The sequence below is a fragment of the Spongiactinospora sp. TRM90649 genome, assembly GCF_029382225.1.
In the GTDB taxonomy this organism is placed as follows: Bacteria; Actinomycetota; Actinomycetes; order Streptosporangiales; family Streptosporangiaceae; genus Spongiactinospora.
On the sequence record NZ_JARLTC010000008.1, the window covers coordinates 152,725 to 166,303 of the forward strand.

General features: G+C 73.5%; 15 protein-coding genes and 1 pseudogene. 11 read left to right on the forward strand and 5 right to left on the reverse strand.

What is annotated here, in order from left to right; genetic code table 11:
* Positions 1–72 precede the first annotated feature (72 nt).
* Entirely contained in the window at positions 73–1,077 is a 1,005-nt protein-coding gene (locus tag P3X83_RS11720) for a LacI family DNA-binding transcriptional regulator (protein ID WP_277305002.1), read from the reverse strand.
* Positions 1,078–1,270: 193 nt separating this feature from the next.
* On the opposite strand from P3X83_RS11720, the gene P3X83_RS11725 reads away from it, so the two are divergent.
* Together P3X83_RS11725 and P3X83_RS11730 are read left to right on the forward strand one after the other, a co-directional pair.
* Positions 1,271–2,182, forward strand: a complete 912-nt coding sequence (locus P3X83_RS11725) for an amidohydrolase (protein WP_277305003.1) — start codon at positions 1,271–1,273, stop codon at positions 2,180–2,182.
* A gap of 19 nt (positions 2,183–2,201) precedes the next feature.
* The gene (locus P3X83_RS11730; protein ID WP_277305004.1) at positions 2,202–2,768 is read left to right on the forward strand and encodes a cysteine dioxygenase family protein; all 567 of its coding nucleotides are present in this window, start codon (positions 2,202–2,204) and stop codon (positions 2,766–2,768) included.
* Between the two features lie 9 nt (positions 2,769–2,777).
* Here the strand turns inward: P3X83_RS11730 and P3X83_RS11735 are convergent, their stop codons facing one another.
* The 3 genes from P3X83_RS11735 to P3X83_RS11745 all read right to left on the reverse strand — a co-directional run bounded on the left by P3X83_RS11735 (position 2,778) and on the right by P3X83_RS11745 (position 5,941).
* A complete protein-coding gene (locus P3X83_RS11735) occupies positions 2,778–3,887 on the reverse strand; it encodes a glycerophosphodiester phosphodiesterase (RefSeq protein WP_277305005.1) in 1,110 nt (369 codons plus the stop codon).
* A 30-nt stretch (positions 3,888–3,917) separates the two neighbouring features.
* On the reverse strand, positions 3,918–4,676 hold the full coding sequence (locus tag P3X83_RS11740) for a hypothetical protein (protein ID WP_277305006.1): 759 nt from the start codon (positions 4,674–4,676) through the stop codon (positions 3,918–3,920).
* A 71-nt stretch (positions 4,677–4,747) separates the two neighbouring features.
* Complete coding sequence (locus P3X83_RS11745) at positions 4,748–5,941, reverse strand: MFS transporter (protein ID WP_277305007.1); 1,194 nt, start codon at positions 5,939–5,941, stop codon at positions 4,748–4,750.
* 120 nt (positions 5,942–6,061) lie between these two features.
* On the opposite strand from P3X83_RS11745, the gene P3X83_RS11750 reads away from it, so the two are divergent.
* Genes P3X83_RS11750 through P3X83_RS11770 form a run of 5 tightly spaced genes read left to right on the forward strand, consistent with a single transcriptional unit; the run spans position 6,062 to position 10,529 of the window.
* Entirely contained in the window at positions 6,062–7,246 is a 1,185-nt protein-coding gene (locus P3X83_RS11750) for a thiolase family protein (RefSeq protein WP_277305008.1), read from the forward strand.
* A gap of 2 nt (positions 7,247–7,248) precedes the next feature.
* Positions 7,249–8,568 carry a 3-carboxy-cis,cis-muconate cycloisomerase gene (gene pcaB, locus P3X83_RS11755; protein ID WP_277305009.1) on the forward strand — a complete coding sequence of 440 codons (1,320 nt, stop codon included), beginning with the start codon at positions 7,249–7,251 and terminating at the stop codon, positions 8,566–8,568.
* Entirely contained in the window at positions 8,565–9,329 is a 765-nt protein-coding gene (pcaD, locus tag P3X83_RS11760; RefSeq protein ID WP_277305010.1) for a 3-oxoadipate enol-lactonase, read from the forward strand. The genes pcaB and pcaD overlap by 4 nt, the downstream gene beginning before the upstream one ends.
* Before the next feature lie 2 nt (positions 9,330–9,331).
* Positions 9,332–9,724, forward strand: coding sequence for a 4-carboxymuconolactone decarboxylase (gene pcaC / locus P3X83_RS11765; RefSeq protein WP_277305011.1), 393 nt, complete (start codon positions 9,332–9,334; stop codon positions 9,722–9,724).
* Complete coding sequence (locus P3X83_RS11770) at positions 9,708–10,529, forward strand: IclR family transcriptional regulator C-terminal domain-containing protein (RefSeq protein WP_277305012.1); 822 nt, start codon at positions 9,708–9,710, stop codon at positions 10,527–10,529. Before pcaC ends, P3X83_RS11770 begins: the two co-directional genes overlap by 17 nt.
* A gap of 52 nt (positions 10,530–10,581) precedes the next feature.
* On the opposite strand, the pseudogene P3X83_RS11775 reads toward P3X83_RS11770, so the two are convergent.
* Positions 10,582–10,737, reverse strand: a pseudogene (locus P3X83_RS11775) (NAD(P)H-dependent oxidoreductase); the annotation flags it as partial.
* 174 nt (positions 10,738–10,911) lie between these two features.
* Here P3X83_RS11775 and P3X83_RS11780 point away from each other — a divergent pair.
* The 4 genes from P3X83_RS11780 to P3X83_RS11795 are packed head-to-tail and all read left to right on the forward strand — an operon-like array spanning position 10,912 to position 13,570.
* The gene (locus P3X83_RS11780) at positions 10,912–11,199 is read left to right on the forward strand and encodes a DUF2218 domain-containing protein (protein ID WP_277305013.1); all 288 of its coding nucleotides are present in this window, start codon (positions 10,912–10,914) and stop codon (positions 11,197–11,199) included.
* 33 nt (positions 11,200–11,232) lie between these two features.
* Positions 11,233–11,433, forward strand: a complete 201-nt coding sequence (locus tag P3X83_RS11785) for a hypothetical protein (protein ID WP_277305015.1) — start codon at positions 11,233–11,235, stop codon at positions 11,431–11,433.
* Positions 11,427–11,624: a hypothetical protein gene (locus P3X83_RS11790; RefSeq protein WP_277305016.1), complete on the forward strand. Its 198-nt coding sequence runs from the start codon at positions 11,427–11,429 to the stop codon at positions 11,622–11,624. The genes P3X83_RS11785 and P3X83_RS11790 overlap by 7 nt, the downstream gene beginning before the upstream one ends.
* Positions 11,621–13,570 carry an ABC transporter ATP-binding protein gene (locus P3X83_RS11795; protein WP_346742702.1) on the forward strand — a complete coding sequence of 650 codons (1,950 nt, stop codon included), beginning with the start codon at positions 11,621–11,623 and terminating at the stop codon, positions 13,568–13,570. Before P3X83_RS11790 ends, P3X83_RS11795 begins: the two co-directional genes overlap by 4 nt.
* Positions 13,571–13,579: the final 9 nt, after the last annotated feature.

Consider the following 13,579-nt stretch of genomic DNA (forward strand, 5'->3'; position numbering starts at 1 on the left):
CCGGGTGAGGCCCCTGCCTCGCCCGGGCCGCTCGCTTTCCGGGCCGCCTGCTTTCCGGGCCCGTTCTCCGGGTCAGTTCACCCGGCCCACCGAGCCCCGTTCACGCAGCTCGGGAGCCTGCACGATACGGCGCCGCCGGGTGGCGCCGTCGGTGGCCGCGATCACCAGCCGCACGGCGGCGCGCACGATGCCGTCGATGTCCCAGTTGACGGTGGTGAGGCCGGGCTGGAGGAGCCCGGACATCGGGTGGTCGTCGTACCCCATGACCGAGAGGTCGCCGGGGATGCGCAGCCCGCGCTCCGCGGCCGCCGCGTAGACGCCGTAGGCGATGGAGTCCGCGAAGCAGAAGACCGCGCCCGGCGGGTCGCCGCCGCCCAGCAGGCGGTGCGCGACCTCGGTGGCGCCGCCCAGCGACTGGGGGGCGGTGACCAGTTCGACGTCGAGCCCGAGGCGGACCGCCTCGGCGGTGACATGAACGTCGGCCGGGCGGTCGGGGGTGCTGGCCATGGTCGGGGTGAGCACCGCGATGCGCCGGTGCCCGTTGCCGCGCAGGTGCTCCAGGGCCATGGTGGTGCCACGGCGGTTGTCGAAGACGACCTCGCCCGCCGTGCTGGCCCCGGCGAGCGCGTCGCCGATGGCGACCACGGGAAGGCTCGCGCACAGGTCGGCCCAGAACTCGGCGGCGGGATCGACCGGCTGCACGATCAGGCCGTCGACCCGCTGGTCGCGGAGCTGCTGGGCGAGGGTGCGCTCGCGGCCGGGGTCGCCGGAGGCATCGAGGATGAGCGCGTAGCGGTCGTTGTCCTTGAGCGCCCTGCCGATGCCGACGGCGAGGGCCTGCTGCCAGAGGTCTTCCAGTGAGCCGCAGAGCAGGCCCATCATCCCGGTCTTGCCGCTGGCCAGGGCCCGCGCGATGGGGTCGGCCTCGTAGCCCAGTTCGGCGGCGGCCTGCCGGACGCGCTCGATGGTCTCGTCGGAGACCTGGAGGCCGCGCAGGGCGTAGGACACTGCGGCCGGGGAGAGGCCGGTGGCCTTGGCCACCTCGCGGATCGTGGCTCTCTTGCGCGGCTGCGTCACCTCGCAAGCTTATGTCGAACAGGTGCCCGTGGGGCGCTTCCGCGCCGAGCAGGGGTGCCCCGTCAGGGTTGACACTCCGGAGGTGAAGCGATTCACTGAATCGAATCACTGAACCGTTTCACATGCCCCCCGTGCACGCCTGACGAGGATTGCCTATATTATCAGTAGGGAATTAGGGATTGGAGGTGACCAGATGAGCGTGGACGTGCACCAACATCTGTGGACGCCCGCGTTCACAGACGCGCTGCGCCGCCGCCACGCCGCGCCGTACCTGGACGGCTGGACGCTCCACCTCGACGGCGAGCCGCCGTTCACCGTCGATCCCGCGACCCACGACCTCGCCCGGCGCTCCGCCGCCGACCACGACCTCGACATCGCCCTGGTGTCGCTGTCCAGCCCGCTCGGTATCGAGCACCTGCCTGCCACCGAGGCGTGGCCGATCATCGAGGCGTACCACGAGGACGCGTCGGCACTCCCCCGCCCCTTCCGCGCCTGGGCCGCGACCTGCGTGGACGATCCCGACCCCGGCCGCCTGGAGAAGGACCTCGCGAGCGGCCTGGTCGGCCTCCAGCTTCCGGCGACCGCCGTCCAGGGGGCCGAGGGCCTGGAGCGGGTGGCGAGGCTGCTCGACACGCTCGCCGACCGCGACCGGCCGCTGTTCGTGCACCCGGGCCCGGCCGCGCGCCACGACGGGACACCGGCCGAGGGTCCCGGCTGGTGGCCCGCCGTGGTCACCTACGTGCAGCAGATGCACGCCGCCTGGTACGCCTGGCACGCCCACGGCAGGCCCCGCCATCCCCGGCTGCGCGTCTGCTTCGCCCTGCTGGCCGGGCTGGCCCCGCTGCACGGCGAGCGCCTGCTGGCCAGGGGCGGATCCGGACGCGGCCGGGTCGATCCCCTGACCTTCGTCGAGACCTCCTCCTACGGCCCGCGCGCCATCGACGCGGTGATCCGCGAACTGGGCGTGGACGTCGTGGTCAACGGCTCCGACCGGCCGTACGCCACGGCACCCGAGACCGGCCTCGGGGCCGCCGCCGACCACGCCATCCGCACCGCCAATCCACGGCGGCTGCTCGGCTATCCCTCGATTGCGACCTGCGTTTGAGACCGGAGAGGAACCGGACATGAGACACGCCCAGAGCGGCCACCAGGCCGTTGAGACCGCGCCCGCCGTTGATCCGACGCCCTTCGAGGACATCCCCGAGCGGAACCTCGACCGCAGGGAGCTGCGCGAGCTGGTGGACACCCTGGCCGCCGACCCGGCGACCTGGGCCGCCCATGTGGACTTTCCAGACGACGGCGACGGACGGCACTACGCTTCGCTGCACCGTGACGCCTATGTGGACGTTTGGCTGCTGTGCTGGCGACCTGAGGACGACACCGGCTGGCACGACCACGACATCTCGTCGGGGGCCGTGCACGTGGTCACCGGGGCGTTGAAGGAGTGCAACCCGAGGATCGGCGGGGAGCATCTGGAGACGGAGGTGTCGGCCGGGGCCTCGTTCTCGTTCGGCCCCGACCACATCCACCGTCTGACCGGCGCGACGCACGGCAGCGTGTCGATCCACGCCTACTCCCCGCCGCTGTGGCGGCTCGGCCAGTACTCCATCAGCGACACCGGCGTGATGCGCCGGGTGTCGGTCAGCTACGCCGACGAACTGCGCCCCATGGACGACGTCCAGGTGGCGTGAGCGTCGCGTTCAGCGGGCCGACCGCGCGGCGAGCACGGCCCGCGCGGTGCCGGGGTTGTCGGCGAACACGCCGTCCACGCCCAGGTCGAGCAGGCGGTTGAGCCACCCCGTGACGTCGCCGGTGGCGCGGGCGTAGGCCGGGCTCGCCGGGTTGCCGGTGCGGTGGTCGAGCGGGAGCTGGGAGTTCTCGTCACGGATCGTCCAGGTGTGGACGGCCAGCCGCGCCTTGTGCGCGTCGCGGATCAGGGTCGTGGGCGGCAGCAGCCGGCCGTCCGGCCCGGTGGGCACGATCCTGCGGGTGTCGACGCCGAGCCCGTCGGCGTAGCCGGCGACGTCGCGCAGCCCGGCGGGGGTGAGCAGCTGGTCATAGGTCAGCGGGTCGCCCGCCGCCACCCGGTCGTAGGGGGCGCCGGTCGCGGACACGAGCTGGATCAGCGGCAGGCGGGTCTTCTTGCGCAGGTCGCGCAGGTTCGCGGTCTCGAAGGACTGGATGTAGACGCGGTCCCTGGCGTTGCGCCAGCCGTTGGCCGCCAGGGTGGCGAGCAGCGGCTCCTCCAGGGACAGCCCGATGGAGTCGAAGTAGGTCGGGTGCTTGGTCTCGGGGTAGACCCCGACGCCGTGCCGCTGGGCGAGCCGGATGACCTCCTCGAAGGTCGGCACCAGGGCCAGGCCGTCGTAGGCGGTGTTGCCCGAGCGCAGGTCGGGGAGCCGCTCCTTGGCGCGCAGCGTGCGCAGCTCGGCCAGGGTGAAGTCCTCGGTGAACCAGCCGGTCACCGGCACGCCGTCGATCGTCTTGGTCGCCCTGCGGGGGGCGAACTCGGGACGCGCGGCCACGTCGGTGGTGCCGGAGATCTCGTTCTCGTGCCGGGCGACCAGCACGCCGTCCTTGGTGGAGACCAGGTCGGGCTCGATGAAGTCGGCGCCCAGGGCGATGGCCGTCTCGTAGGAGAGCAGCGTGTGTTCCGGGCGCAACGCGCTCGCGCCACGGTGGCCGATGACGATGGCGTCGGGGCCGCGCCGGTCGGCGGCGGCGGTCTCGGGTCGAAGCAGCACACCGGCGACGCTACCGCCCAGCAGGACGGCCAGCGCACCGGCCGCGAGGGCTTTGAGGGTCTTCATGGCCGGGAACGTACGGCCCGTGAATGAAGATCAGGTGTTCTCCGCGCTACCCGCGGACACACAGCAGGTGGCGCAGGGCTCGTCGATGTCCGGCAGCGTGATCCACAGGCAGCAGGTGCGCCGCCGGTAACCGTCGCCGCTGAAGTCGAGCAGGCCGTCCACCGGCTTGCCCACCGCGGCGAGCAGGTCGGCGGCCCGCGCCGTGGGCGGCAGCACCCTGGCGAACGCGATCACCGGGTGCGCCAGCGCCTCGGCGGTGGAGCCCCACAGGTTGCGCTCCCCCACCCGGGTCAGCCCGCCGATCGCCTTGATCAACGGCCGCTGCCCGTCGAGCAGCGCCTGCCTGATCGCCGCACCCAGGTCGTCCACCACGATCGTGCCCGGCTCGCCCGCCAGCGGGTCGCCGGGCAGCACGGCGGTGCGGATCGAGGTGGCCGCGACCGTGACGCCCGCCTCGGAGACGCGAAAGCAGGTCTCGTCGAACGGCATGATCGGCACCCGCCGGTTCAGCGCCCAGCCCAGGGCCATCGGGACGGTGTGCCAGTAGCCGTAGGTCTTCCACAACAGCGCCGCCTTGACGTGGCGCGGAGCACTGGACACGACCGCGACCTCGTCGATCAGCCGGGCCAGCCGGTCGTACGGCTCGCGGGTCAGCGCGGCGGCGGGGACCCAGCCCTCCTCGGCCGGATCGGCGGTCAGGGCGGGCGGCACGCCGAGCACGCCGCCGCGCTCCGCCGCCATCAGCTCAAGCAGCTCGCGCAGGCCGGCCAGCGGCTCTGCCAGGGTCACCGTCATGATCCCCCCGAGGAAGACGCCCCACCTTTAGGAAAGGCTCACCTTAGTAAGCGTTTCCTAAGTTACTACGGGGACGGCCGTCCGGCGAGTACACCGGCCACAAGCTGCACGACGACCACAGCGGTTCCCACGGTGAGCGGGAGCGTCCAGCCGCCCGAGACCTGGTAGAGCAGTCCGATGAGCAGCGGCCCGAGCGCGGCCAGCACGTAGCCGAAGGTCTGCGCCACGGCCGACAGCGCGGTGACCGATCCGGCGTCGGGGGCGCGCAGCGCGATGATCAGCAGGGCCAGCGCGAGCGACGCGCCCTGGCCGAGCCCCAGCACGACCATCCACAGCCACGGGACGGTGGTCGGGGCGATCAGTACGCCCAGGTATCCGGCCATGGTCAGCGCGCAGGCCGCCACGAGGTGCGGCACCTGGCCACGCGCCCGGCCCGCGTGCGCGGGAACCGTCAGCGTCGCGATGACCTGGCCCAGGTTCGTCAGGCTGAGCAGATATCCGGCCTGGTCGGCGGGCAGCCCGGCGTCCGTGAAGATCGTCGGCAGCCAGGCCAGCATCACGTAGAAGGTGAGCGACTGCAGGCCCATGAAGACGGTGACGTACCAGGTCTTCGGGCGGGAGAGCAGCGCGCGGTAACCCCCGTGCCCCTGGCGGGCGGACAGGTGCGGGCGCCGGACGGCCTGCGGCAGCCAGACCAGCGTGGCCACGATCGCCGGGACCGCGACCGAGCCGACCGCCACGCGCCACCCGGCCCCGGTGGCGTGCTCCAGCGGCACCATCAGCCCGGAGGCCGCCGTGGCGCCCAGCACGAGCCCGGAGGTGTAGAGGGAGGTGAACAGGCCGACGCGGTCGGGGAAGTGCAGTTTGACCACGCCAGGCATGACCACGTTCATGATCGCGATCGCGGTGCCCGCGAGGGCCGCGCCCGCGTAGAGCGCGACCGTGCCGTCCATGCTGCGCAGCAGCACTCCGAAGGTCAGTACCAGCAGCCCGGCCAGCAGCGTGCGGTCCAGCCCGATCCGCCCGGCGAGCAGCGGGGCCAGCGGCGCGACCACGCCGAGGCAGACGACCATGACCGTGGTGATCGCCCCGCCGGCGGCGGGGGTGAGACCCAGGTCGGCCATGATCTCGCCGAGCAGCGGCGACACGCCCGCGATGGCGGGGCGCATGTTCACGGACGCCAGCAGGAGACCGGCGATCAGCAGGATGGTCCCGGCGGTTCGCCGGTTCGCGGCAGGTGCGGCCTGGTCGACATCCACTGAAGTGGTTGTATCAGACGGAATTCCGGGCACGCCCTCGCCCCGTACCCCGCCAAGAGGCGGCCCGTTCGGCATCCGTACAATCATTCATCAGGCGCACACAACGAACGAGGAGCGACGGTGACCGCAGACGTCTACGTGCTCGACGCAGTACGCACGCCCATCGGCAGGCATTCCGGCGCGCTCGCCGGGGTGCGGCCCGACGACCTGGCGGCGCACGTCGTGCGGTCGGTGGCCGGGCGGGCCCCGAGCCTGGATCCGGCCGCCATCGACGACGTGTTCCTCGGCGCGAGCAACGCCGCCGGCGAGGACAACCGGAACGTCGCGCGGATGGCCGTGCTGCTGGCCGGGCTGCCGGTCACGGTGCCCGGCACGACCGTGAACCGGCTGTGCGGGTCCGGGCTGGAGGCGGCGATCGCGGCCTCCCGCGCCGTCGCGGTCGGCGACGCGTCGCTGGTCGTCGCCGGAGGCTCGGAGTCGATGAGCCGCGCGCCGTGGGTGATGGCCAAGCCCGCGCGGCCGTACGAGCGGGGGCCACAGACGCTGCACGACACCGCGCTCGGCTGGCGGATGGTCAACCCGCGGATGCCGGACCAGTGGACCGTCGCCCTCGGCGAGGGCGCCGAGATCCTCGCCGAGCGCTACTCGCTGAGCCGCGAGCGGCAGGACGCCTTCGCGGTGCGCAGCCACCGGCGGGCCGCCGACGCCTGGGAGCGCGGCGTCTACGCCGACGAGGTCGTGCCCATCGCCGACCTCGACCTCGACCGAGACGAGAGCATACGGCCCGACTCCACGATGGAGACGCTGGCCCGGCTGCGCCCGGTGTTCCGCCGCGACGGCACGGTCACCGCGGGCAACTCCTCCCCGCTCAACGACGGCGCCGCCGCGCTGCTGCTCGGCGACGAGGCGGGCGCGGCGCGGGCCGGCAAGCGGCCGCTGGCGCGGATCGTCTCGCGGGCCGCCGCCGGGGTGGAGCCGCACCTGTTCGGCATCGGCCCCGTCGAGGCCGCCAGGACCGCGCTCAAGCGCGCCGGTCTGGCGTGGTCCGACCTGGCCGTGGTGGAGCTGAACGAGGCGTTCGCCGCGCAGTCCCTGGCCTGCCTGGCCGAATGGCCCGACCTCGACCCGGAGATCGTCAACCCGAACGGCGGGGCGATCGCGATCGGCCACCCGCTCGGCTGCTCGGGCGCGCGCGTCCTCGGCTCGCTGGCCTGGGAGCTGCACCGCAGGGGCGGCGGCTACGGCATGGCCGCCATCTGCATCGGCGTCGGGCAGGGCCTCGCGGTCGTGCTGGAGGGTTGCTGAACGTGGAAGGGGTCTTCGCGGGCACGTTCGCCAGGGGCGGGGTTCCCGGCGAGGTGTCCGGCGCGGCGTGGCTGGCCGCGATGCTCGACGCCGAGGCGGGGCTCGCCGCCGCGCAGGCCCGCATCGGGCTGTTGTCCGACGAGGCGGCTGACGCGGTGGCGGGGGCCTGCCGTCCTGAACGGTTCGACCTGCACGCGCTGGCCGAGGCGGAGGGGCCCGCGGGCAACCCGGTGATCCCGCTGGTGGCCGCGCTGCGCGGGCTGCTGCCCGCCGAGCACCGGGGCGCCGCCCACCTGGGGGCCACCAGCCAGGACATCCTGGACACCGCCGCGATGCTGGTGGCCAAGGGCGCGCTGCTGCCGCTGCGGGCCGACCTCGACGCCGCCGCCGACGCCTGCGCCGTCCTCGCGGCCCGGCACCGCGACACCGTGATGCCCGGCCGCACCCTCCTGCAGCAGGCTGTGCCGACCACCTTCGGGCTCAAGGCGGCGGGCTGGCTGACCGCGCTCGACGCCGCCCGCGCCCGGCTCACCACGCCGCGCCTGCCCGTCCAGTACGGCGGAGCCGCCGGCACCCTGTCGGCGCTCCCCGTTCCCGGCCCCGAGGTGATCGCCGCCTTCGCCGCCGAACTCGACCTGGACGAGCCGGTCGTCCCCTGGCACACCGACCGGACCCCGGTTGCCGAGCTGGCGGGCGCGCTCGGCACCGTGGCCGGGGTACTCGCCAAGATCGCGACCGATGTCACCCTGCTCGCCCAGACCGAGGTGGCCGAGGTCGCGGAGCCGACCGCGCCGGGCCGGGGCCGCTCCAGCGCGATGCCGCACAAGCGCAACCCGGTGGGGGCGGTCTCCGTGCTGGCCAACTCGCACCGGGTCCCCGGGCTCGTCGCCACGCTGCTGGCCGGGATGGCCCACGAGCACGAACGCGCGGCCGGGACCTGGCAGGCCGAGCAGGAGACCCTGTCCGACCTGCTGCGGCTGACCGGCTCGGCCGCGTCCTGGGCGCGCGAGATCCTCGAAGGACTCCACGTGGACACCGAACGGATGCGCGCCAACCTGACGGCCACGGGCGGGCTCGCCCTGGCCGAGAGCGTCGTCGCGAGGCTGGGCGGCGGATCGGACGCCCGTGCCGCGGTGGACGCCGCCTGCGCCCGCGCCTTGGCCGAGGGCACGCCGCTGCGCGAGGTCCTGATCGCCGACGACGCGGTGCCGCTGACCCCCGGCGAGATCGACGCCGCGCTCGATCCCGCCGGCTACCTCGGCTCGGCCGGGGTGTTCGTGGACCGGGCGCTGGCGGCGCACGGCGAGAAGGAGAACCTGTGATCATTCCCTGGTACGAAGCGGCGGGCGACCCGGAGGCTCCGGCCCTCGTGCTGTCCAGTTCGCTCGGCACCACCACGGCCATGTGGGACGCCGTCGTGCCCGCGCTGGCCGAGCACTACTGGGTGATCAGATACGACCACCGGGGGCACGGCCGCTCGCCGGTGCCCGCCGGGCCGTACCGGCTGGACGACCTCGGCGGCGACGTGCTCGGCCTGCTCGACCACCTGGGCCTGGACCGCGTCCGGTTCGCGGGCCTGTCGCTGGGCGGGATGACCGGCATGTGGCTGGCCGCGCACGCTCCCGAGCGGGTGTCGAGCCTGGCGCTGCTGTGCACCTCGGCCCGGCTCGGGCCGCCGGAGACGTGGACCGACCGGATCGCCACCGTGCTGTCGGACGGCACCGCCGCCATCGCGGACGCCGCGCTCGGCCGCTGGTTCACCCCGGAGTTCCGCGAGCGGCGGCCCGACGTGGCCGAGACCTACCGGGCGATGCTGGCCGCGCAGCCCGCCGACGGCTACGCCGCCTGCTGCGCCGCCATCAGGGAGATGGACCTCACCGGCGACCTGCGCTCGATCACCGCGCCGACGCTCGTCATCTCCGGCGAGGAGGACCCGGTCACGCCGCCCTCGCACGGGCTGGCCATCGCCGGGCGAGTGCCGGGCGCCGAGATGGTGACCGTGCCCGGCGCCTCGCACCTGGCCGCCGTCGAGCGTCCGGACGAGGTGCGGGCGCACCTGCTCGACCACTTCGGAAAGGACTGACGATGGATCACCGCGACCGCAGGGCCGAGGGCGAGGCGGTGCGCCGCGCCGTACTCGGAGACGACCACGTGGACGCGGCCACCGCCCGCACCACCGAGTTCACCGCCGACTTCCAGGACTTCATCACCCGCTACGCCTGGGGGGAGATCTGGACCCGCCCCGGGCTGGACCGCCGCACCCGTAGCTGCGTCACGCTCGCCGTGCTCACCGCGCTCGGCCACGAGCACGAGGTGGCCATGCACGTGCGGGCGGCGCTGCGCAACGGGCTGACGCCCGACGAGATCAAGGAGGTGCTCCTGCACACCGGCGTCTACGCGGGGGTGCCCACCGCCAATCGCGCGTTCGCCATCGCGCAGGCCGTCCTCTCGGAACACGCCGATGCCGGATCCGGCTGACTCCGCCGCCGTCGCCGCCGCCGAGCGCGCGCCCGAGCACGTCCAGTCGCTCACGCGCGGGCTCGCGGTGATCCGCGCCTTCGGCGCGGACACCCCCGAGCTGACGCTGAGCGAGGTGGCCCGCGCCAGCGGGCTGACCCGCGCCGCGGCCCGGCGGTTCCTGCTCACGCTCGTCGACATCGGCTACGTGCGCACCGACGGGCGGGTGTTCGCGCTGTCGCCCCGGGTGCTGGAGCTGGGCTACGCCTACCTGTCCGGGCTGTCGCTGCCCGAGGTCGCCACCCCGCACCTGGAACGGCTGGTCGCCGAGGTGCGCGAGTCGGCCTCGGTGGCCGTGCTGGACGACGCCGACGTCGTCTACGTGGCCAGGGTGGCGACCGGCCGGATCATGCGGGTCGCCATCAGCATCGGCACCCGCTTCCCCGCCCACGCGACCTCGATGGGACGCGTGCTGCTGGCCTGGCGGGCCGACCTGCCGGAGCGGCTGGCCCGCGCCGACCTGCGCCCGCTGACCGGGCGGACCATCACTTCGCCCGCCGGGCTGGCGGAGGAGCTGGCCCGGGTGCGCGAGCAGGGCTGGGCGCTGGTGGACCAGGAGCTGGAGGAGGGACTGCGGTCGATCGCCGCGCCGGTCAGAGACCGGGCGGGCACGGTGGTCGCGGCGGTCAATCTGTCCACGCACGCCAGCCGGACGAGCGTTGCGGCCGCCCGCCGCGACCTGCTGCCGCCGCTGCTGGCCACGGCCGCCCGCGTCGAGGCCGACCTGCGCGCCACGCGCGCGGCCGGACCCGCCACCGCCCTCTGAGACTCGACCGGACGACCAGCGTCGGGCACACCCGCCCGGTGTTGGTCACCGCCACCGCCCCGACGACACGTCCCTCCAGGTAGGCGGGCGTGTCGGCGGAAATGTCCTCGACGTAGTCCAGCGCGTTCTTCAGCAGCCCCGACATGCCGCCGTGGTAGGTCGGGGTCGCCAGGATCACGCCGTCGGCCCGGCGCAGCGTGGACAGCAGGCGGCGGACCGCCGATCAGTGCCAGTTCCATCCCGCTCACCCCGCCCTCAGCGCGACCGGGCGCGCGGGCTCGGCGGCCGGGCCGGCCGGTGCGGGAGGACGCGGGTCCTGGGGATTGGTTACGGCGCGACGGATATGGTCGGACTCGTACCGCCGAATCAGGGGGAGATCTCCATGGAATCGACCGCCAACGTGACCACCGACCGCCCCGAGCGTTACCTGAAGCAGCTCTGCTCTCACCTGGGCCGCAAGATCCAGGCCGACCACACCGAGACCGAGGGCCTGCTGACGTTCGCCTACGGCCAGTGCGAACTGACGGCCCACCCCGGTTCACTCGCCCTCCGCGCCGCCGCCCCCACCCCCGACGACCTGGACAAGGTCGAAGACGTGGTGGCGAGACACCTGGCCCGTTTCGGCGACCGCGACGAACTCACGGTCACCTGGACCCGCTCCACCGACTGACCCCACCGCTAGTGGGTCTCTTATGCTGTTGCAATGTCCTCGCAAGTGGTCGTGGAGGTGCTGCTGCTGAGCGGCGGCGGCCCGGCTGAGATCGCCTATCGGCGCGTCCACGGGCCGTTGGCGCCGTCGGTGCATCCCGACGCTGCTGCCGGAGCCCTCGCGGGGGCCGGGGAGCACGATCTGCTGCTGCACTCCACGAGCTGGCGATATGACACCGGGGTCGGGTCGTGCTGACCTACGTGGCCTGCCCTGATCCATCCATGGAACTCCCGGCGCGTCCCGTCCATGTGGATGGGGCCGCCGCGCCCGGCCGTACCGATCCCGCGATAACGCGTGGCGAATTGTCGGTGACGCGGGTCACACTGAGCGTATGGGCCGCCCTCCCGCGCAACCGGCTGAAAGAGATGGCGAAGCAGACGGCGTGAGCGACGGCGCCGTCCGCCCCGCTCACCCCGACACCCCTGATCACCCTGATCACATCGATGGGCTCGGCGAACTGGCCGCCCCCGACTGGTTCGCCCACGGCGAGCGGATGATGGGGGTGGGCTTCCTCACCGTGGCCAGGCGCCTGCCGTCCCTGGTCGCCCAGGCGGTGCGGATGGCCTGGCAGGCCAGCCCCCGCGACACCCTCGCCACCGTGGCGCTGAGCCTGCTCGGCGGGGTGTTCACCGCGTTCGGCCTGCTGGCCACCACCGGCGTCCTTGAGGCGCTGTTCTCCGCGGGCCCCACCCCCGAGCGCATCACCGCCGCGCTGCCCGCGCTGGCCATGGTCGCCGGGGCCGCCGTGATCCGCACCTCCCTCCAGGCGGGCGCGGGCTGGGCGCAGTCCCGGCTCGACCCGCAGGTGAGCCGGATCGCCGAAGAGCGCCTGTACGGCGTGACGAGCCGGGTCGATCTGGTCGCCTACGACGACCCCGACTTCCACGACTCCCTCCAGCGCGCCCGGCTGCGCGGCGTCAGCACCGCCGACTCCGTCGTGGGCACCACGATCAACGTGCTCACCGGCGTCATCGGCATCGCCGCCGTGGCCGGGGTGCTCGGCGTGCTGCACCCCGCGCTGCTGCCGCTGCTGGTGCTGGCCGTCGTGCCCGACGCCTGGGCCGCCGTCCGCTCGGCGCGGATGCGCTACACCACGATGTACGCGCTGATCCCCGCGCACCGCCGAAAATGGATCATCGCCGCCCTGCTGGCCGACCGCGAACCGGCCGCAGAGGTCCGCTCGTTCACCATGCGCGGCTTCCTGATGCGCATGTACGACGCGGTCGCCAGGGCCGAGCAGAGCGTGATGCTCCGCCTGGCCAGGAAGCAGATGCTGGCCCGCCTGGTCGGCGAGGCCCTCGGGGGCATCGGCACCGGCATCGTCTACGTCGTGCTCGGCCTGCTGCTGATCGCCGGCGCGGTCCCGCTGGCCGTGGCGGGCACCGCCGTCCTCGCCATCCGGTCCGGCCAGTCCTCCCTGAACACCCTCATGTTCGCCACGAACCGGCTCTACGAGGAGGGTCTCTACTTCACCGACTTCCTCGACTTCTGCGCCGAGGCCGAGTCCAGGATCGGGCGGGAGCGCCCCAGCGACGCCCCGCACTTCTTCGAGCGGATCTCCGTCGAAGACGTCACGTTCACCTACCCCGCCGCCGACGTCCCCGCCCTGCGCGGGGTGTCCGTGCACATCGACCAGGGCGAGGTGGTCGCCCTGGTCGGCGAGAACGGCTCGGGCAAGACCACCCTCGCCAAGATCCTGGCGAACCTCTACGAGCCCGACTCAGGGCACGTCCGCTGGGACGACACCGACCTCGCCCTGATCGAACCGCACGCGCTGCGCTCCCGCATCGCCGTCATCGCCCAGGACCACACCCGCTGGCCGCTGACCGCCCGGCACAACATCACCATGGGCACCGACAAGGGCGAGCCCGCGCTGCTCGCCGCCGCCGAGGTCGCCGGGGCCGACGAGGTGATCGCCGACCTGCCGGCCGGCTACGCCACGCTGCTCGACCGCCGGTTCAAGGACGGCAAGGAGCTGTCCGGCGGCCAGTGGCAGCGCATCGCGGTGGCCAGGGGCTTCCACCGCGACGCCGCGCTGCTCATCTGCGACGAACCGACCGCCGCCCTCGACGCCCGCGCCGAGCACGCCCTGTTCGAACGGGTACGCCGCCACGCCGACGGGCGCACCGTGCTGCTGATCACCCACCGGCTGGCCAGCGTCCGCTACGCCGACCGGATCTATGTCCTCGACCACGGCAAGGTCGCCGAGCAGGGCACCCACGCCGACCTGATGGCCCTCGACGGCATCTACGCCGACCTCTACACCCTCCAGGCGCAGGCGTACGCCCCCGACGCGGCCCGTCGCGAATCGGAGGGCCGGCCGTCCATGTGACCGCGTTCC